The 19,382-nt window shown below is 60.3% G+C and carries 15 protein-coding genes and 2 tRNA genes; 12 read left to right on the top strand and 5 right to left on the bottom strand.

Annotated features, from left to right (window positions below):
• Positions 1-86 precede the first annotated feature (86 nt).
• The 5 genes from DXC79_RS01730 to DXC79_RS01710 all read right to left on the bottom strand — a co-directional run bounded on the left by DXC79_RS01730 (position 87) and on the right by DXC79_RS01710 (position 3,888).
• Entirely contained in the window at positions 87-1,232 is a 1,146-nt protein-coding gene (locus DXC79_RS01730; RefSeq protein ID WP_117634697.1) for a polymer-forming cytoskeletal protein, read from the bottom strand.
• A 106-nt stretch (positions 1,233-1,338) separates the two neighbouring features.
• Positions 1,339-2,136: a trimeric intracellular cation channel family protein gene (locus DXC79_RS01725; RefSeq protein ID WP_233502921.1), complete on the bottom strand. Its 798-nt coding sequence runs from the start codon at positions 2,134-2,136 to the stop codon at positions 1,339-1,341.
• A 95-nt stretch (positions 2,137-2,231) separates the two neighbouring features.
• Positions 2,232-3,239: a hypothetical protein gene (locus tag DXC79_RS01720; protein WP_147327464.1), complete on the bottom strand. Its 1,008-nt coding sequence runs from the start codon at positions 3,237-3,239 to the stop codon at positions 2,232-2,234.
• 419 nt (positions 3,240-3,658) lie between these two features.
• Positions 3,659-3,749, bottom strand: a tRNA-Ser gene (locus tag DXC79_RS01715).
• A 48-nt stretch (positions 3,750-3,797) separates the two neighbouring features.
• A tRNA-Ser gene (locus DXC79_RS01710) sits at positions 3,798-3,888 on the bottom strand.
• Positions 3,889-4,393: 505 nt separating this feature from the next.
• Between DXC79_RS01710 and rpsF the strand changes: the two genes are divergently transcribed.
• From rpsF to carB, 12 genes are all read left to right on the top strand, one after another.
• Positions 4,394-4,687 carry a 30S ribosomal protein S6 gene (rpsF, locus tag DXC79_RS01705; RefSeq protein ID WP_006235831.1) on the top strand — a complete coding sequence of 98 codons (294 nt, stop codon included), beginning with the start codon at positions 4,394-4,396 and terminating at the stop codon, positions 4,685-4,687.
• A 48-nt stretch (positions 4,688-4,735) separates the two neighbouring features.
• Positions 4,736-5,188, top strand: a complete 453-nt coding sequence (locus tag DXC79_RS01700; protein ID WP_006235830.1) for a single-stranded DNA-binding protein — start codon at positions 4,736-4,738, stop codon at positions 5,186-5,188.
• 72 nt (positions 5,189-5,260) lie between these two features.
• The gene (rpsR, locus tag DXC79_RS01695) at positions 5,261-5,527 is read left to right on the top strand and encodes a 30S ribosomal protein S18 (protein WP_006235829.1); all 267 of its coding nucleotides are present in this window, start codon (positions 5,261-5,263) and stop codon (positions 5,525-5,527) included.
• 15 nt (positions 5,528-5,542) lie between these two features.
• Complete coding sequence (rplI, locus tag DXC79_RS01690) at positions 5,543-6,082, top strand: 50S ribosomal protein L9 (protein WP_022094073.1); 540 nt, start codon at positions 5,543-5,545, stop codon at positions 6,080-6,082.
• 218 nt (positions 6,083-6,300) lie between these two features.
• Positions 6,301-7,698, top strand: a complete 1,398-nt coding sequence (dnaB, locus tag DXC79_RS01685; protein ID WP_117634693.1) for a replicative DNA helicase — start codon at positions 6,301-6,303, stop codon at positions 7,696-7,698.
• Between the two features lie 93 nt (positions 7,699-7,791).
• Positions 7,792-9,078, top strand: a complete 1,287-nt coding sequence (locus DXC79_RS01680; protein ID WP_117634691.1) for an adenylosuccinate synthase — start codon at positions 7,792-7,794, stop codon at positions 9,076-9,078.
• A 121-nt stretch (positions 9,079-9,199) separates the two neighbouring features.
• Entirely contained in the window at positions 9,200-10,504 is a 1,305-nt protein-coding gene (purD, locus tag DXC79_RS01675; RefSeq protein ID WP_117634689.1) for a phosphoribosylamine--glycine ligase, read from the top strand.
• Positions 10,505-10,525: 21 nt separating this feature from the next.
• The gene (locus DXC79_RS01670) at positions 10,526-11,221 is read left to right on the top strand and encodes an NUDIX domain-containing protein (protein ID WP_172622467.1); all 696 of its coding nucleotides are present in this window, start codon (positions 10,526-10,528) and stop codon (positions 11,219-11,221) included.
• A gap of 247 nt (positions 11,222-11,468) precedes the next feature.
• Positions 11,469-13,241 (top strand): ABC transporter ATP-binding protein, encoded by a 1,773-nt coding sequence (locus tag DXC79_RS01665; protein ID WP_117634687.1) that lies wholly within the window; start codon positions 11,469-11,471, stop codon positions 13,239-13,241.
• 19 nt (positions 13,242-13,260) lie between these two features.
• Positions 13,261-14,226, top strand: a complete 966-nt coding sequence (locus DXC79_RS01660; protein WP_117564028.1) for a hypothetical protein — start codon at positions 13,261-13,263, stop codon at positions 14,224-14,226.
• Between the two features lie 208 nt (positions 14,227-14,434).
• Positions 14,435-15,874, top strand: a complete 1,440-nt coding sequence (gene carA, locus DXC79_RS01655) for a glutamine-hydrolyzing carbamoyl-phosphate synthase small subunit (protein WP_117634685.1) — start codon at positions 14,435-14,437, stop codon at positions 15,872-15,874.
• Between the two features lies 1 nt (position 15,875).
• Entirely contained in the window at positions 15,876-19,190 is a 3,315-nt protein-coding gene (carB, locus tag DXC79_RS01650; protein WP_117634684.1) for a carbamoyl-phosphate synthase large subunit, read from the top strand.
• Positions 19,191-19,382: the final 192 nt, after the last annotated feature.

The following is a 19,382-nucleotide window of genomic DNA, read 5'->3' as shown; positions in this document are numbered from 1 at the left end:
GTGCCCCGCTTCGTTTGTTGGTGCAAAGTAACCTGACCCCTTTGCACCACCACAAAGGTGCCTGTCCCCTTTGTGGTGGTTAGCGGCTAAGCGGTGGGGAGTCCCGGCGTGTTAGCCGCCTGCTGCGGCTTGAGGTGGGCGTTGCGCCAGATGATTTGGATGATGTAGCCGAGTGTAAAGACGAAGGCTACGCCGCTGATGAAATCACCTACGAGGGGGATAGCCGTAAGCGCGCCCGCGGCGATGCCACCCACGGCTGCCATGGCGTAGCGGTTCTGGTTGTGTCCGACCATGCGGGCGATCGCGCATCCCGCAAAGGCGCTCGACACCAACGCGATGCCGATAACGCCGCACAAGAGGGTTCCGGCAAGTGACAGACCGGCAATCGAGATAATCAGCAGTAGGACGGCGGGGACGATAGCGACCGTGCCCAGAAGACCACTCACCCACAGGGGCGTGGGGCGCTGGTGGAGCATGCCGGCGGCACTGGCAGTCGCACGCGGAAAGACGAGCTCGAGCAGCAGGGCGACAAAGCAGGTCGAGAGCGCCGCGGCGACGATGCCGCCGATGACATCGTTAGCGGTGGAAGTATCCTCGTTCTCGGTGCGGTCGATCTTGAGCGCGCCGACCTCGGCTCCCGCGGCGCGCTCGGGGTCCTCGGAAACATGGGCGTTCACGGTGCCGGTGATGTGGGCGTTCTTGCCCAGGATGAGCTTGTCGGCCCAGACCTCGACATCGCCCTCGACGGTGCCATCGATGGTCACCGTATCGCCCGCGAGCGCTGCCGACTTGGTAGAGCCGCGCAGGGCAACCGTCTCGCCTATCGCATAGAAGCAGCTGGCGGTGCTGTCGGAATTGAGCACGACATGCTGACCGACGACCGTGACGCTGCCATCAACCGTGGTCTTGGCAATGTCGATGGTGCGCGCCGCAAGACGAACGGCGCCGCCCACCGTGCAGTCGCGAATTGAGAGGGTATCGCCCGCGGCGATGATATCGCGGTCGATGGAGGTGTCGTCCAGGTTGAGGCTCTGACCTGCCCAGTACAGGTCACCTTCGACGCCGGACGGATTGGCGTCATTGTCGGTCGCAAGTACGTTGCCTGCGGTGTCCGTGCCGGCGAACGACGCCGTGGGAAGCGCGATGACCGCCAGTACGATGAGTGCAAATAGGATGGTGATGCGGCCCCACGCTTTACGGCGCTGGGTCGACGGGAATTGATTGTGGGGCATAGTGAATCCTTCGTCAGATGCTCGATATGCACCTAACAGGGTACCCAACGCGTGGGCGCTCTAAAAGAACCTCTCGGTTGCATTTCGAAGGATGAGCCCGCGCAATCTACTTTTTGTGGTGCAAAAAGCGCGCGATGTCCTCTTCGGTGGGGCTTTTGATGTCAAAGCGCAGCGAGAGCCAGCGCAGACCCATGGTCACGACAACGCATACGACCAGCGCGGCGACATTGCTCATAATGCCGCTCATAACGAGACACACATAGCTTGTCGATCCGGCGATGGCGGCGATGGCATAAAAGTTAGTACGTTGGAAAATGCCCGGAACCACGCCCATAAAGCCATCGCGCAACATGCCGCCGCCCACCGCGGTGAAAAAGCCCATCATGATGCACACCGCCGGCGCAAAGCCGTAGACCAGCGCCTTGTCTGCTCCAGTGGCGGCGTAGATGCCGACCGAGATGATGTCGAGCAGGGGAATGAGTTTTTCGGGCTTGTCGACGATTGCCGGGAAAATATAGATGATGGCTGCCGTGGCAATGGAAAGCGGCAGCGCCATTGGCTGGTTGAGGATGTAGACGTTGCCGACCTGGAGTGTCATATCGCGCAAAAGACCACCGCCCAGGCCGCAGACCACGGCGAGTGCGACCGCGCCCACCAGGTCAAGCTTATGCTCGCGCGCGACCAACACGCCCGAGATTGATGCCGCGACAACAGCGAACATCTCAAGCCAAAATGGGATAGCGACCATGGCATCCGAAGCGTGTGAAGTAACGGTCATAGCGGCGACAGCGGGCAAGATGGAATCCTTTGAGTTGCAGGTTTGGACAATGCCCGTACATAGTACATGGTTGGCGGCGATTGCGACCCTATTGCTCGGCAAACGGTAGGGGTTGGGTGCGGTCATAGGTTCCAAACATGTATACCAGCCTCCAAAGATGTCGAAAAATGTCGTTTTTGGCGGATGATGTACATGTTTTGGCGCGCGCCGAGCGGGCGACGTTACTCGGAGGGCGTCTCTATGTCCTTCGTGCCCTTCCAGTTGCGGATAAGTGCCTTTCGCAGTTCGTTTTGCTTTCGCTGATACTCGGCATCCGTGCAGCGGGGCATACCGAGTGCTTCGCGGATATTGTTCATGGCACGGTGAAAAGCGAGTTGACTGGCAAATTGCGCTGAGGTGAGTGTGACAATGCGATAACCCATTTGGGCGAGCACAGCTTCGCGTTCCGCATCTGCTCCCTTACGGCCAGTCTCGTCGTGAAAGCCACCCTTATATTCGATGCCGAGCTCTCTGCGCTTATAGGTAATGAGGGCATCGATTTTGAGTGTTCGGGCTTTGGTGCAATGCCAAAGACGTTGAGGGATCTCGAGCGGTCGGTTGAGCTCGATGCCTCGAATGCCAACGCCGCCTTCGCTTGTTGGAAGTGAAAGTGCGATTGCCGATGCAGCCTCCATAGGCGAGACCGGGTGGTCGTAGACATGTCTGAGCGCGAGTCGCGCGCGTGTGGCACCGGGTTTGCCAGGGTGTTGATCGAGCAGTTCGACAATTTCGTCCTTGGAGGTGGTTGCTGGTTGCTCGGTATAAGGGTCAGAGGGATTAAGGCCCATGCGATAGTCGCCGCAAACTTCGTAGCCATACTCGAGGTATTCGATTCTATCCATCCACTCGGCGGCGAGCACGAAGGTGAAGGCTTCGTCGGTGATAAAGATGCCGGGCGTAAGCTCGTCAATATGGCCATAGGGTAGGCTTTGGCCGAGAACATGGCAAGTGACGCCGTTGGTGCGAATTCGCTCGAAAGCAAACACTACGGAGATATCGATAGTCTTGAACATATCGGGCGGAATGCCGCAGTCGGTGAGGGCCTGTCGTATGCGCGCGATGCGTTGCTGGGTGGAGAGACCTCTTGCGCCTATCTGGTAGTCGTGTTGCGCGACCGCTTGAACCCGGCCTTGCGGCGCGTGATGGACGAGCCATGCAGTTTTATGCGAAATGAGAACAGGGGTATCCATTGGGGACCTCTCGCTCTGAGTCGATACCCAACTCTTATGTCCGTTGAGGTGGGGAAATATACCGAATGCGAGTAAGCCGACTCATGCACGGCGTGTGTCATATACAAACGTGTACACCACCCTCCAAAAACGACATTTTTTGACATCTTTGGAGGGTGATGTACATGTTTGGGATGTTGGGTTGGGATTGAACGTGATGGGGGTGTGGGTTGAAGAGGAGGGATGTCCAAATTTTGAGCGGAGCTCAAAATTTATTCGGTCGGCTTGCGCCGACCGCGCTGCGCTAAAAACGTGCCACTGGCGCGTTTTCTTTACGCTCCGCGTCCTGACGGGTTCGAATCCCTCCTCCTCCGCCGTATTTGCTTGTAAGGGACTCTAAACAAAAAAGCCCCCGTTTTCGGGAGCTTTCTCAACCAAAATGGCGGAGGAGGAGGGATTCGAACCCTCGTGACCTTATACAGGCCAAACGGTTTTCGAGACCGCCGCATTCAACCACTCTGCCACCCCTCCGCGTGGGGTAAAAACAAAGCAGGCTCGAAGGCCTGCTTTGGAATTAACTGGCGGAGAGTCAGGGATTTGAACCCTGGAGACGCTTTTGACGCCTACACGATTTCCAATCGTGCTCCTTCGGCCACTCGGACAACTCTCCGTTAAATGCGAAAGTCAGTATACACGAGGAATCGCAAAGTGCAAACAGAAAAGTTGGCATTTTTTAAAACGCTTGGCCGTGCTTGGCGCTGCAGTGGGGCTTGAGGTCCCAAAAAACGGCTTCCGACCAGCGTGGTTGATCAACTCAATTGTTCAAAAAAGGGTATTCATAAGCGACTTGGCAATGAATTTAAAAATCTTTGGGTGGTGCTGTGGGCCACTGGTATGCATTTTGCGACCACAGCCTTGTGCCCGCTGACCTGCGGCTTGGCTCAACTTGTCCCCACGGCACCGTATCTTGAACACAGATCCGTCAAGCATTTGGTCAGCATTTGGTTGGAATGCGCATGAAGTGCCGTGTGAGCATGGACATATGTGGAGGTCATGAGGTTGTAGCTGCATATTCTTGCAGCCTAGGAGGTTGAAAGATATTATTACCAAGTCTTTTCCTGCTTCAGGCGCACCTTCACGACCTGAAGCCACATTTGCCCAGAGGAGGTGACAATATGAAGGCTTATGAACTGCTGTTCTTTGTTGACCCGTCGCTCGACCCCGAGACTCGTCTCGCTGTTATGAAGCGTATCGATACCACGATCGCTGAGGGCGCTGGCAAGGTCGACTCCGTTGACGAGTGGGGCAAGCGCAAGCTCGCCTACGAGATCAACGACCTCACCGATGGTGACTACACCCTCATCAACTTCCACGCAGATCCTACCCAGATCGCCGAGCTTGATCGCGTCCTGCGCATCACCGACGCTGTGGTCCGCCACATGATCGTCCGTCGCGACGACCAGGAGTAAGACTGTCGTTTTGGACTGGGCTTGTGCCCCAAGAGGAAGTAGTGAGTTATGAGCATCAATCGAGTGAACATCACCGGTAACCTCACCCGCGATCCCGAGCTGCGCGCCACCGCCGGCGGAACCCAGGTTCTGTCCTTTGGCGTCGCCGTGAACGATCGTCGCCGCAACGCGCAGACTGGCGAGTGGGAGGACTATCCCAACTTTGTCGACTGCACCATGTTCGGCACCCGCGCCGAGGCCGTGAGCCGTTTCCTGGCAAAGGGAAACAAGGTCGCGATCGAGGGCAAGCTGCGCTACAGCTCTTGGGAGCGCGACGGCCAGCGCCGGAGCAAGCTTGAGGTCATCGTCGATGAGATCGAGTTTATGAGCTCCCGTGGTGGCCAGGGTGGCTACGACCAGGGCGGTTACGCCCCCGCAGCTCCCGCGCCCGCAGCACGTCCTGCCGCACCGGTGGCTACGCCGCCCGCGGTCGACGTCTACGATGAGGACATCCCGTTCTAAGGGTTGTTCACCTATTTTTGAGTGAGAGGCGGCTTCGGTTCGCCGAAGTTGCCAAACGAAAGGTATTTTGACATGGCTAATGATTTTTCTGCACGTCAGCCGCGTCGTAAGTACTGCCAGTTCTGCAAGGAGAACACTGAGTTCATCGACTATAAGGACACTCAGCTTCTCCGTAAGTACATGACCGACCGTGGCAAGATTAAGCCCCGTCGCGTCACTGGCGCTTGCACGCAGCATCAGCATGACATCGCCAACGCCATCAAGCGCGCCCGCGAGATGGCTCTCCTGCCGTACACCGTCCCCGTGGTTTCCTCTCGTGGCAACCGCGACCGCGGCTAAGAAGGGAGACGCATCATGAAGGTTATTCTTCTCGATGAGATCAAGGGCAAGGGCGGCGAGGGTGACGTCGTAGAGGTCGCTCAGGGTTACGCTGAGAACTTCCTGTTCCCCAAGAAGCTCGCTGTTGCCGCCACCAAGGGCAATCTCAAGCAGCTTGACGAGCGTCGCAACAACATCGCCAAGCGCGAGGCCGTCCGTCTGGCTACCGCCAACGAGACCAAGGCTGCCTTCGAGGGCAAGACGGTCACCGTTGACGTCAAGGTCGGCGACGAGGGCATCCTCTTTGGCTCCGTTACCGCCGCTATGATCGCTGACGCCATCAAGGCTCAGCTCGGTATGGACATCGACCGCAAGCGCGTCGAGCTCGGTAAGCCCATCAAGGTTGCCGGTGCCCACACCGTTGCCATCTCGCTGTACCGCGAGATCAAGGCCGAGGTTGTCGTTCTCGTCGGCGTTACCGCCGAGGAGCTCGCTGCCGAGGCTGAGGTCGAGGAGGCCGCTGAGGTCGCCGAGGCCGAGACCGCCGAGGTCGAGACTGAGGCTGCTGCCGAGTAGCATTTGCTGCAACACAACAATCTTGTTCTAAGAAGGGCGCTCTGGGAAACCAGGGCGCCCTTTTGTTTTTTGCGCTGAGTGAGTGTCATGGTGAACGTTGCGTCGAAGTCCTATATACAGGACCGTTCATCCGTTTGGTTCGGTGATGATTGGCGGCGCGCGGCGCGTTTTGGGACCGTGGCTGATACTATGGATGCTCGCAAGCGATATGAATGAGGATGCTCATGGCATATGACGATAGGGAGACCGGGCTGACGGTTGAGGACCGCGGCTCCAAGTTGGGTCTTCCCCAAAACCAAGATGCAGAGGCCAATGTACTGGCCGCTATGCTGCTATCGCCCGAGGTGGTCGAAGAGGCCCAGGTCGAGCTGCAGCCCGATGACTTCTACCGGCCTATTCATAAGACCATCTACACCGCGATGGTCGATATGTACAACAGCCGCATTCCCATCGACTCTATCTCGCTGATCGATTACCTGCGCAGCATCAACAAGCTCGATGCCGTGGGCGGCGAGGCCTACATTTTGGAGCTGATGGGTCAGACCCTGTCGCTCGTGAACTGGCAGCACCATGCCGCCATCGTCCGTCGCGACTCGATGCTGCGCGAGCTGATCGGTGCCACCAACGAGATCAACGCGCTGGCCTATAACGCCCCTACCGACACCAAGGAGGTCGTGGAGCTGGCCGAGAGCAAGCTGCTCAAGGTCACGGCACGCGAGGTCAAGTCGAGCTACAAGACGTTGACCGAGTTTATGGTCGAGGCCTATAACGAGGCCGAGGAAGTGTGCCAGGCCGGTGGCCAGGCTGCGGGCGTGCCCACGGGCTTCCCGTCGCTCGACCGCATGCTCATGGGTTTCCGCGAGGGTCAGCTCATCATTATCGGCGCTCGCCCTGCTGTGGGTAAGACGTCGTTCGCCCTGAATCTGGCGCTCAACGCTGCCGCTGCCGGTTATACCGTCGGCTTCTTCTCGCTGGAGATGTCGGGTAAGGAAATTGCCCAGCGTCTGATTTGCGCCTATGCGATGATCTCGATCAGCGACTTCCGCATGGGCCGCATTAGCCCCGAGCAGTGGGCCAATATCAACGAGGCCACGCAGACCTTGTCCAAGCTCGATATTTTGATTGACGATACGCCCGGCACCACAGTGACTGAGATCCGCGCCAAGAGCCGCCGCATGCTCCACAACAAGGAGAAGGCCATCATCATCCTGGACTACCTGCAGCTGGTGAGTCCTCCGCCGGGACGTCGTTCCGAGAGCCGCACCGTCGAGGTCTCCGAGATGTCGCGAGGTCTGAAGATTATGGCCAAGGAGCTCAAGATTCCGCTGATCGCGCTGTCGCAGCTGTCGCGTCAGGTTGAATCCCGTACCGGCAAGCGCCCGCAGCTGTCCGACCTGCGTGAATCGGGCTCCATCGAGCAGGACGCCGATATCGTTATGTTCTTGGACCGATCCGCCGACGAGGCCGAGGCCTCGCGTGACGATCGACCCGACGAGGGCGTTACGCGTATCGTCGTGGCCAAGAACCGTTCGGGCCCGATCGGTGACGTCGACCTGATGTTCCTGCCGGCATCCACCAAGTTCTATGAGCTTGATGGGGCGCATACCGAGGAGTAGGACAGGCGCCCGTTGCACGGGTATACTGGGAATGTTTTGTGCTTCTGCGTGCCGGCGTGGCACGTAGACAGTCCATGAATGTAAGGAGTAAACATGCCGTCAACCGTTTTGGTCGGTGCCCAGTGGGGCGATGAGGGCAAGGGTAAGATTTGCGACCTGGTCGCCGGCGACTTCGATGCCGTCGTGCGCTATTCGGGTGGTAATAACGCCGGCCACACCATCGTCGTCAACGGCAAGAAGTACGGCCTGCACCAGGTGCCCTCCGGCATCATGTATTCCGACCATGTGTCGGTGATCGGTAACGGCTGCGTCGTCAACCCCAAGGTTGTCCTTGAGGAGATTGACATGTTCGAGGCCGACGGCATCACCACCAAGAACCTCAAGATCAGTGGCAACGCGCACATCATCATGCCGTACCACATCGATCTGGATGGTGCTTTTGAGCAGAAGCTCGGCAAGAAGAACATCGGTACCACCAAGCGCGGCATCGGTCCGTGCTACCAGGACAAGATGGCCCGCATCGGCCTGCGCATGCAGGACATGCTGGACGAGGCGCTGTTCCGCGACAAGCTGGAGACCGCTCTTGCCCGCGTGAATCCCGAGCTCGAGCTCATCTACCACCTTCCCACCTACACCGTGGACCAGATCTGCGACGAGTACCTGCCCATGGCCGAGCGCCTGCGCCCCTACATCACCGAGACGAGCCTGCTGCTCAACAACATGATCGACGAGGGCAAGGACCTGCTGTTCGAGGGCGCCCAGGCGACGCTGCTCGACATCGACCACGGCACCTATCCGTACGTGACGTCTTCTAACTGCACCGCTGGCGGCGCCATCACCGGCTCCGGCGTCGGTATGAAGAATGTCGACCGCGTGCTGGGCGTCATGAAGGCCTATATCACCCGCGTCGGTTCGGGCCCCATGCCCACCGAGCTTTCCTATGAGTCCGAGGCCGGCCACACGCTGACCGAGGAAGGCTATGAGTACGGCGTGACCACCGGTCGCCGTCGTCGTTGTGGCTGGTTCGACGGCCCTATTGCCAACTATGCCTCGCGCGTCAACGGTCTCACCGATATCGCCCTGACCAAGCTCGACGTGCTTTCGGCCTTCGACACCATCAAGGTGTGCGTGGCCTACGACGTCGACGGCGAGCGTTACACGAGCGTGCCCGAGCATCAGGTGCGCTTTGAGCAGGCCAAGCCCATCTACGAGGAGCTCCCTGGCTGGAAGTGCGATATCACCGGTTGCCGCAGCTTTGACGAGCTGCCGCAGGAGGCTCAGGACTACGTGGCGTTTATCGAGGATCTGGCACACACCCGCGTGACGTTCATTGGCGTCGGCGCCGATCGCGAACAGATCATCAACCGATTCTGGAAGTAATCGGTACTATTCGGTTATTGCGATATACCCCTTTGCAGCCCAAGCGGGCGGCCGAGGGGTATATTTGCTTTGTAATGGGTCCGCATGGTTGGCGGGCCGTTCATCCATAGAGGAGGCACCCTTGAAGGCGGACACTCAAACCATCGACATCCTGTTGTTGGGCAGCGGCGGCCGCGAGCACGCTTTGGCAGCTAAGCTCGCAGCATCACCGCGCGCCGGCAAGCTCTACATTGCGCCGGGTAACGGCGGCACCGCGAGCTGCGGCGAGAACGTGGTTCTCGACGATTGCGATCCTGCGGCCGTGGCGGCGTTTGCCCAGAGCCATGGATGCGGACTCGTGGTGATTGGCCCCGAGGCTCCGCTCGTGGCGGGCGTGGCCGACGCCGTGCGCGCGGCGGGTATTCCCTGCTTTGGTCCGGGTGCCGAGGGTGCCCAGATGGAGGGCTCCAAGCTATTCTCCAAGCAGCTCATGGAGCGTGCCGGCATTCCGACGGCCGCCTATGGCTCGTTTACTGACGAGGCTTCGGCTCTCGCCTATGTGCGTGAGCAGGGTGCCCCGCTGGTCGTGAAGGCTGACGGCCTGGCCGCAGGCAAGGGCGTTATCGTGGCGACTGAGCTCGAGCAGGCCGAAGAGGCCGTGCGCGAGTGCTTTGGCGGCACCTTTGGCGATGCCGGCAACACCGTGGTTATCGAGGAGATGCTCGTTGGTCCCGAGTGCTCGCTGCTCGCCTTTACCGACGGCAAGACCGTGCGCCCCATGGCCACCTCGCAGGACCACAAGCGCGCCCTCGAGGGCGACAAGGGCCCCAACACCGGCGGCATGGGCGTCTACAGCCCGGTGCCCATCGTGACCGACGAGGAGCACGCCACCATGGTGAAGGTCATGGAGCAGACCGTTGCCGAGCTTGCTGCCGAGGGCATTGACTACCGCGGCTGCCTGTATGGCGGCTTTATGCTCACGCCTGCCGGCCCCAAGGTGCTGGAGTTCAATGCCCGCTTTGGCGACCCCGAGACGCAGGTCGTGCTGCCGCGCCTTAAGAACGACCTGGTTGAGGTCATGCTGGCCTGCGCCAACTGCGAGCTCGATCAGATTGAGCTCGACTGGCGTGACGAGTGGGCTGTGGCCGTTGTCCTGACGAGCGCGGGCTATCCCGGCAGCTACGAGAAGGGCAAGGTCATCACCGGTATCGCCGACGCCGAGGCCATGGAGAACGTGACCGTGTACCACGCGGGCACTGCCATGGTGGACGGCCAGCTCGTGACCAATGGTGGCCGCGTGCTTGCCGTGACCGCTCTGGGCGACACGTTCGAGAACGCTCGCAACCTTGCTTACGATGCCTGCGAGAAGATTGATTTTGAGGGCAAGACCCTGCGTCACGACATCGGCCTGCGCGCGCTGCGCGGCCGCGACGCCTGGGATGCCTAAAATCCGAGAGGAATGAGACGGATGGACGAGAAGAACGAAGAGCTCGTGGACGCGCAGATCGTCGAAGAGGACAGCCGCATGTATGGGCACGCCGAGGGCGAGCCTGGTGGCGAGGTCGCTGACGAGCCGGCGCTGGTGCTGGGCGACGACGACCCACACGATGCCGAGCTGCACGAGAAGATTCTTTCGGAGGAGTGCGCCTGGAAGGGCAAGATCCTCGACGTCCACCGTCTTGAGGTTGAGCTGCCCAACGGTCGCCGCAGCGCCCGTGATATCGTTCGCCATCCGGGTGCTGCGGCCGTTGTGGCGCTGACCGAGAGCGGCAAGATCGTACTGGTGCGTCAGTACCGCACCGCTATCGACCGCGTGACGGTCGAGATTCCCGCCGGCAAGCTCGATCCAGGCGAGGACCCGCTCGATTGCGCCAAGCGCGAACTGCATGAGGAGACGGGCTTTAGGGCTGGTCGTATTCGCTTTTTGACGTCGATTGTCACGTCCTGCGGCTTCTGCGATGAGATCATTCATATCTACCTGGCCACCAAGCTCGAGTTCGACGCGCCCAACCCCGACGATGACGAGTTTGTCAACGTGGACCTGGTGCCGCTGCACGAGCTGATCGACGCCGTGCTCGACGGCAAGATCGAAGACGCCAAGACCGTCGTGGGCGCCTTGGCCTGCGATAGCATCGCGCACCGCTTGGGCGGAGCGGAGCTCTAGGTTACGCGGTTTTACCAAACCGCGTAACGAGTCGACGCTGCAAACGCCCCTAAGCGGCAATCTGCCTTTCAATCGTCGCTCGCGTACCGAAGTACGCGTCGCTCCTCTTTCAAGGCACCTTGCTCGCTTAGGGACGTTTTCGCTGACGCTGCCAGAACATCGGCGTTATGCTTGTTGGGACGCTTTGTTTTCAGCCTGACCGGTTCAACCGGATTTCTCACGCTATTTATTTCTCTTCGAGGATTGCATGTTTAAAAGGTTTCTCTCGTATTACGAGCCCCAGATGGGGCTTTTTGTTGCTGATACTGTTTGTGCTCTGGTGCTTGCCGCCATTGACCTGGCGTTCCCCATTATCCTGCGCAATCTGACCGGTGGGCTGTTTACCCGGGGTCAGGCTGCCATTATGCAGGCGCTCGGTATGATCGCGGTGGGTTTGGTGCTGATGTATGTCATCCGTTGCGCCTGCCGCTATTTTGTGAGCTATTGGGGCCACGTGATGGGCGCGCGCATGGAGTCCAAGATGCGCGAGGACCTGTTCGACCAGTATGAGCGCTTTAGCTTTGCATATTTCGACCGCAACAGCTCGGGTGACATGATGAGCCGCGTGGTCAACGACCTGTTCGATATCTGCGAGGCGGCGCATCACGTGCCCGAGTGGATCATCATCTGCGGCATCGAGATTATCGGCTCGTTTGTGATCCTCTTTACCATCGCCCCGGTGCTGGCGCTTGCCATGGCTGTGGTGACGGCAGCGTTTGCGGTCATCATGTTTTGGCAGAACATGCGCATGCGCGAGGTCTTTAGCGACAATCGCAAAAAAATCAGCGGCATCAATGCGCAGCTGCAGGATTCGCTGGCGGGCATGCGCGTGGTCAAGAGCTTTGCCAATGAGGAGACCGAGCGCTCTAAGTTCCGCGCCTCCAACAATCGCTACCTTTCGTCCAAGGAAAACATGTATCACGCCATGGGCGTCTATACCGCGACGTATGGCCTGCTCTCGGGCGTGCTGTACGTGATCGTGGTGCTGCTGGGTGGTTGGCTCGTTGCCCAGGGTCAGCTGCAGGCGGTCGATATGGCAACCTTCGCGCTCTACATTTCGCTGTTCTGCACGCCGCTCGAGACACTCGTCAATTCGGCCGAAATGTATCAGAAGGCCATCGCTGGCTTTAAGCGTATGGACGAGGTGCTCTCGACCGCGCCGGATATCCAGGACAAGCCGGACGCCACGGATCTGCAGGTGACCGCCGGCGCCGTGGATTATCACGACGTGTGCTTTAACTACGAGGACGTTGAGCTGGGCGAGGGTGATGCCGAAGAGCGTCCCGTTATCGACCATATGAATCTGTCCATCAAGCCCGGGCAGACCATCGCTTTGGTTGGCCCTTCGGGCGGTGGCAAGTCCACGACCTGTTCGCTGCTGCCACGCTTTTATGACGTGGCTGCCGGATCCATTAGCATCGACGGCCAGGACGTGCGCGATGTGACGCAGCAGAGCCTGCGCCGCGCCATCGGCCTGGTGCAGCAGGATGTCTACCTGTTTGACGGAACAATCGGCGAGAACATCGCCTACGGCAAGCCGGGCGCTACGGCAGAAGAGATCGCCGAGGCCGCCCGTCGCGCCAACATCGATGCCTTTATCGAGTCGCTTCCACAGGGCTATGACACGGTCGTGGGCGAGCGCGGCAGCCGTCTTTCGGGCGGACAGAAGCAGCGCGTCGCCATTGCGCGCGTATTTCTCAAGAACCCCAAGATCCTTATTTTGGATGAGGCGACGAGTGCTTTGGATAACGAGAGCGAGGAAGCGGTACAGGAGTCGCTCGAAGAGCTGGCACGCGGCCGTACCACAATCATCATCGCCCACCGTCTCTCGACTATTAAGCATGCCGATGAGATTGCGACCGTTGAGCATGGTCGCGTTGTGGAGCGTGGCACGCACGAGGAGCTTCTCGCCCGTGGCGGCACCTATGCCCGTTACTATCGAATGCAGTTCGAAGGTGCGCGTGCGCACGAGCTCGACTGATTGATATGACAGGAAGTTTATGGCTGACAAGAACCCTTTGACTCCGGAAGAAGTGACGGAGTTATTCTCCGAAATCGATGCATCCGGTGTCTTGGATCCCACGCTTGCCAAAAAGCGCACCGAGCGCATGCGTGAGAAGGAGGCTGCGGCCAAGCGCGGTGACAAAGCGGCGCTAGCGCAGCTGCGCAGCGAGGACCGCGCGAGCCAGGCAAAACATATCGACCCGCTGTCCGAGGACGACCCTTCGGGCTCGCAGGTGAGCCATACCATTACGAAGACTGCCATGGCCGTGGTCATTGGCATCTTGGTGCTGATTGTGGGCATGCAGATTGGCTACGGCGTGATGCGACGCCTGAACACCGCCAACCTGTCCGAGAGCGTTTCGGTGGATACCGTTTCGACGGCGCTGAAGGGCGGCCTTGAGTGGGGCAACGGCTTTACGCAGTTCCCGCTCGACTTTACCGTCGATGAAGCTGATGAGCGTACGGGCACGGTCGAGGTGACGGTGTTGGACACATCGTCTGCCAACGAGCTCGAGCTGCTGTCCAACGGGCAGATTCAGGCCGCTGCGCTTGCGACCAACGCGCTGCTCAACGATAAGATCGACCGCGTGGTGTATAACGTTCACGCCTATATCGACGAGGATAGCAACATTCAGCACGATTCCTTCTTTGGCATGTTTCCCGCGCGGGGTCATCAGAGCGCCATTTTGACGTTTGTGTGGACCAAGAGCTCATCCAACGCCACGAGTATCGACTGGAAGATGCGCATCGTAAGCATGGACGACACCATTGCCGAGCGCATTCAAAAACAGGTGAACTCGGTTTCGTCGCTGATCGAGGACCCGGTGGTGAGCCAGACCAAGATTGACGAGGAAAAGGCCGAACGTGACCTGGAGCATCGTCTGCATGGCCGCGAGATTTTCCGCGGCGGCAAGCCCGATCGCTCACCGTCCGATCTGCTGGAACAGGACAAGCAAAAGTAAGAGGCCATTATCCCGCGTGAGCCACAAGCCCACGCGGGATAATTTTTCTGGGACGGGGATTAAATAATCATTATGCATAGAAAGTCATAATTATCATTTCGTAAACATTTCGATGAAATTAACGCCATGAGGCATGCTTGCGGTTACAATACCGCGAGGCCTAACTACACACCTTTAAGCCGGTCCTGTGAGACCGGGAAGGAGAATTATGGCGAACAACCATACCGCGGGCGCTGCCGCCCGCACCTTCGCGCCCAGCGAGCTTTGCCAGCGTATGCTGGCCAAAACCAGCAAGGGCACCTGCGGTCCCTGTATCCTGTATCTTGAGGATGGGACCATTTTTTATGGACGTGCATGCGGCGCCGAGGGCACCGCGACCGGCGAAGTCTGCTTCAACACCTCGCTCGAGGGCTACTTTGAGGTCATGACCGACCCGAGTTATGCCGGCCAAATTGTAACCATGACCTATCCGCAGATCGGCAATTACGGTATCGACGAGACCGATGTCCAGTCGGCCTTCCCCGGCGACGCCGTGCGCCCTGCGAGCGCTCCGGCTATGCGCGGCATGATCGTTCGCGATATGTGCGCCACGCCTTCTAACTGGCGCTCGGCCGTCAGCGTGCCGGAGTACCTGCGCGCTCACGGCATCGTCGCTATCGAGGGTATCGACACCCGCGCTCTGGTGCGCCATCTGCGCGACAATGGTTCCAAGATGGGCATTATCTCGACCGAGATCTTCGACGTCGACGAGCTTGCCGAGCGCTTGTCCGCTGCGCCCACGCTGGTAGGCGAGAACCTGGTCAAGACCGTAAGTTGCCCCGCGCCTCACGAGTTTGTGGCCGCCGACCTGCCTGCCACGCATGACTTTGCGCTTGCGGCTGCCGCTCCTGCCCGTCACAAAGTGGTCGCCTACGACTGCGGTGTGAAGCGCGGTATTCTGGAGGGCCTGGTCCGTGCCGGCTGCGATCTCACCGTCGTGCCGTGGGATACGCCCGCGAGTGAGGTGCTCGACATGAATCCCGATGGCGTCTTTTTGTCCAACGGCCCCGGCGACCCCGATGCCGTGGTGGAGACCTATGAGCAGGTACAGCAGCTGATCGGCAAGGTGCCGGTCTTTGGCATTTGCCTCGGTCACCAGATGATCAGCCTGGCCTGCGGCGCCCAAATGGAAAAGCTTAAATTCGGTCACCGTGGCGGTAACCAGCCGGTTATGAATCTGGTGAGCCGTCGCGTGGAGATCACCGCGCAAAACCACGGCTTTGGCCTGCTGTTCCCCAGTCTGGGCAAACTGATTCCGGAGCTTTCCGGCGGCGAAACCGAGCATGCGGCCGACGGTGACCTGCGCGCCTGGGTGCGTCGCGGCATCGCGCCGGTCGTGATGAACGAGCGCTTTGGTCGCATTCGCCTGACACATGTGAACCTCAACGACGGCACCGCCGAGGGCATCCAGCTGCTCGACGCCCCGTGTTTCTCGGTCCAGTACCACCCCGAGGCTTCGCCTGGCCCCACCGATGCCCACTATCTCTTTACCGCCTTTACGCGACTCATGGACGGCGAGGAGAACTACCTGGACATCGACACCGCGAAGGACCGCCTCGCCGGCTGGAATTTCGCCGAGTCCGAGAACGCTGCGACCGAGGAGAACTAACATGCCTAAACGTACTGACATCAAGCGCATCCTCGTTATTGGTTCGGGCCCTATCGTCATTGGCCAGGCCTGTGAGTTCGACTACTCCGGCGCACAGGCCTGCAAGGTGCTCAAGGAGGATGGCTTTGAGGTCATCCTGGTCAACTCCAATCCGGCGACCATCATGACCGACCCGGGTCTTGCCGACCGCACCTATGTCGAGCCCATCACCGCCGAGTTTATCGAGCGCGTAATCAAGAAAGAGCGCCCGGACGCGCTGCTGCCCACGCTGGGCGGCCAGACCGGTCTGAACGCCGCCGTCGAGCTGGCAAAGGACGGCACGCTCGACAAGTACGGCGTCGAGATGATCGGCTGCGACCTGGCCGCTATCGAGCGCGGCGAGGACCGCAAACTCTTTAACGAGGCCATGGCCGAGATCGGCCTGGAGGTTGCGCGCTCGGGCTATGCCTACAGCGTGGCCGACGCCGAGGCTATCGCCGAGCGCGTGGGATATCCCTGCGTACTGCGCCCGAGCTTTACCCTCGGTGGCGCCGGCGGCGGCATCGCGCATACCCACGAGGAGCTCGTCTCCATCGTGAGCCAGGGCCTTGAGCTCTCGCCTGCCCATGAGGTGCTGGTCGAGGAGTCCATCGAGGGTTGGAAAGAGTATGAGATGGAGGTCATGCGTGACCACGCCGGCAACGGCATCATCGTGTGCTCCATCGAGAACCTCGACCCCATGGGCGTGCATACCGGCGACTCCATCACCGTGGCGCCGGCGCAGACCCTCTCCGACCTGGAGTATCAGCGCATGCGTGTCGCCTCGCTCGCCATCTTGGAGAAGATCGGCGTCGAGACCGGCGGCTCCAACGTGCAGTTTGCCGTGAACCCCCAGACCGGCCGCCTGATCGTCATCGAGATGAACCCGCGCGTGAGCCGCTCGTCCGCGCTGGCCTCCAAGGCCACGGGTTTCCCCATCGCCAAGGCCGCCGCTCGCCTGGCCGTGGGCTACACGCTCGACGAGATCGTCAACGACATCACCAAGGCCACGCCCGCCTGCTTTGAGCCCACGATCGACTACTGCGTGGTCAAGGTGCCGCGCTTTGCCTTTGAGAAGTTCAAGGGCACCGACCCCACGCTCACCACGCGCATGAAGGCCGTGGGCGAGATTATGGCGATCGGCCGCACCTTTGAGGAGGCCTTTGGCAAGGCTATGCGCTCGCTGGAGGATGGACACCAGGGCATTTGCGCTGGCGGCAAGGAGGGTGCCGATAAACTGAGCGACGATGAACTCGCCCAGGCCGTGGGTACCCCGACCGAGCACCGCATCTTCTTTGTGGTCGAGGCCCTGCGCCGCGGCTGGGATGTTGCGCGCATCCACGCCATTTGCGGTATCGATCCGTGGTATCTCAATCGCATCAACGATATGGTGCAGGTCCAGGAGAGCATCCGCGGCCTGCGTGTGGAGGATATCGACGCCGACGCGATGCGCCTGCTCAAGCAGTACGGCACGAGCGACGCCGAGATCGCCGCGCTGACCGGCTCGGACGAGCGCTTTGTTCGCGCTTATCGCAAGGGCCTGGGCGTGGTTCCCAGCATGAAGACGGTCGATACCTGCGCCGCCGAGTTCTCGAGCGCCACGGAGTACCATTACAAGACGTACGAGAACATCTACCGCACGAGCCCGGATGCCAAGAAGTGCGTGGCTCCCGACGAGACCACGCCGGCGGACAAGCCCAAGGCGATGATCCTGGGCGCCGGTCCCAACCGCATTGGCCAGGGTATCGAGTTCGATTACTGTTGCGTGCACGCGAGCTACGCGCTGGCGGCCCGCGGCTTCGAGACCATCATGGTCAACTGCAATCCCGAGACCGTCTCGACCGACTATGACACGTCCGACCGCCTGTACTTTGAGCCGCTCACCTACGAGGACGTCATGGACGTTATCGATGTTGAGCGCCCCGACGGCGTCGTGGTGACGCTCGGCGGCCAGACTCCGCTTAAGCTGGCGCGCATGCTCGAGGAGAGCGGCGTGAACATCATGGGCACCAAGCCCGATGCCATCGACTTTGCCGAGGACCGCGAGCGCTTTGCCGCCCTGCTCGACAAGCTGGGCATTATGTATCCGCCGGCGGGCCAGGCAACCTCGTTTGAGGAGGCCGAGGCCGTGGCCGCGCATATTGGCTACCCGCTGCTGGTGCGTCCGAGCTACGTGCTGGGCGGCCGCGGCATGATGATCGCCTACGATGCCGAGCATCTGCGCGATTACATGGCCGAGGCTGCGCGCATTAGCCCCGACTACCCGGTGTATCTGGATCGCTTCCTGGAGGGTGCGATCGAGTCCGATGTCGACGCCCTGTGCGATGGCGAAGAGGTCTACATCGGCGGCATTCTGGAGCATATCGAGGAGGCCGGTATTCACTCCGGCGACTCTGCGACCTGCATCCCGCCGTTCAGCTTTAGCGAGAGCCTGCAGGCAAAGCTCCGCGAGACCACGCGCCGCATCGCGATGGCGCTGGGCGTACGCGGCCTGGTCAATGTGCAGTATGCCATCAAGGGCGAGACCGTCTACGTGATCGAGGCAAACCCGCGCGCGAGCCGCACTGTGCCGTTTATCTCCAAGGCCACCGGCGTGCCGCTGGCCAAGTGCGTGGCGCGCATCATGGCGGGCGATTCCATCGCCAGCCTGGGCCTGCCGAGCGACGAGCGTCAGCTCGATTGGTTCTGCATGAAGGAAGCCGTCATGCCCTGGGGCCGTTTCCCGGGAGCCGACGTTATCCTGGGGCCCGAGATGAAGTCGACGGGCGAGGTCATGGGTATCGCCAAGAGCTATCCCGAGGCATACGCCAAGACGCAGCTGGCGATCGACTACAACCTGCCCGATCCGGGCAGCGGCAAGGTGTTCATTAGCGTGTGCGACCGCGATAAGCGCCATATTCTTTCGGTTGCCCGTATCCTGCGCTACCTGGGCTTTGATATCTGTTCCACTGAGGGTACGGCGCGCGTGCTGCGCGGCGGCAACGTGACGTGCGAAATCGTGGAAAAGATCAGCGGTCCGCATGATAGCGAGAGCCCCAACATCGGCGACCTTATCGCCGATGGCAAGATCGCGGTGATTATCAACACGCCGTACGGCCCAGGTTCGCGCGGCGACGGCTATCTGTTGCGTACCGAGGCGGTGCGTCGCGGCGTGACCTGCGTGACCGCGATGTCTGCAGCCAACACGTATGTGAGTGCCATCGAGGCGGTGCGCGAGGACCAGCAGGGTCACGGCAGCGCCAACGACATGGGCATGGACGTCATCGCCCTGCAGGACCTGCCGCAGCACACGGTGTAGTGTGACCTGGTCGGCCGGGGCGGCAGCCGGACACTTCCTCTCGGAAACTGGGCTTCGCGAAGTTTTCCGAGAGAAAGGTCCGCCTCCCGCCCCGGCCTACGGTGACTCGGCTGCACCGTGTGCTGCCGAAGGGGCTTTGCGCGATGACTAGGGATGAAAAAGAAAGTGAGTGTGGGCTCCGCCGTTCGTTCG

Origin of the sequence: Collinsella sp. TF08-11AT (assembly GCF_003437035.1) — a bacterium.
GTDB lineage: Bacteria > Actinomycetota > Coriobacteriia > Coriobacteriales > Coriobacteriaceae > Collinsella.
This window is presented reverse-complemented; position numbering and strand designations above follow the sequence as displayed.

What these genes read in the sequence shown, in the direction of transcription:
- DXC79_RS01730 (WP_117634697.1), bottom strand. Translation starts at nt 1,232, where the DNA reads ATGCCCCACAATCAATTCCCGTCGACCCAGCGCCGTAAAGCGTGGGGC.
- DXC79_RS01725 (WP_233502921.1), bottom strand. Translation starts at nt 2,136, where the DNA reads ATGACCGCACCCAACCCCTACCGTTTGCCGAGCAATAGGGTCGCAATC.
- DXC79_RS01720 (WP_147327464.1), bottom strand. Translation starts at nt 3,239, where the DNA reads ATGGATACCCCTGTTCTCATTTCGCATAAAACTGCATGGCTCGTCCAT.
- rpsF (WP_006235831.1), top strand. Translation starts at nt 4,394, where the DNA reads ATGAAGGCTTATGAACTGCTGTTCTTTGTTGACCCGTCGCTCGACCCC.
- DXC79_RS01700 (WP_006235830.1), top strand. Translation starts at nt 4,736, where the DNA reads ATGAGCATCAATCGAGTGAACATCACCGGTAACCTCACCCGCGATCCC.
- rpsR (WP_006235829.1), top strand. Translation starts at nt 5,261, where the DNA reads ATGGCTAATGATTTTTCTGCACGTCAGCCGCGTCGTAAGTACTGCCAG.
- rplI (WP_022094073.1), top strand. Translation starts at nt 5,543, where the DNA reads ATGAAGGTTATTCTTCTCGATGAGATCAAGGGCAAGGGCGGCGAGGGT.
- dnaB (WP_117634693.1), top strand. Translation starts at nt 6,301, where the DNA reads ATGCTCATGGCATATGACGATAGGGAGACCGGGCTGACGGTTGAGGAC.
- DXC79_RS01680 (WP_117634691.1), top strand. Translation starts at nt 7,792, where the DNA reads ATGCCGTCAACCGTTTTGGTCGGTGCCCAGTGGGGCGATGAGGGCAAG.
- DXC79_RS01670 (WP_172622467.1), top strand. Translation starts at nt 10,526, where the DNA reads ATGGACGAGAAGAACGAAGAGCTCGTGGACGCGCAGATCGTCGAAGAG.
- DXC79_RS01665 (WP_117634687.1), top strand. Translation starts at nt 11,469, where the DNA reads ATGTTTAAAAGGTTTCTCTCGTATTACGAGCCCCAGATGGGGCTTTTT.
- DXC79_RS01660 (WP_117564028.1), top strand. Translation starts at nt 13,261, where the DNA reads ATGGCTGACAAGAACCCTTTGACTCCGGAAGAAGTGACGGAGTTATTC.
- carA (WP_117634685.1), top strand. Translation starts at nt 14,435, where the DNA reads ATGGCGAACAACCATACCGCGGGCGCTGCCGCCCGCACCTTCGCGCCC.
- carB (WP_117634684.1), top strand. Translation starts at nt 15,876, where the DNA reads ATGCCTAAACGTACTGACATCAAGCGCATCCTCGTTATTGGTTCGGGC.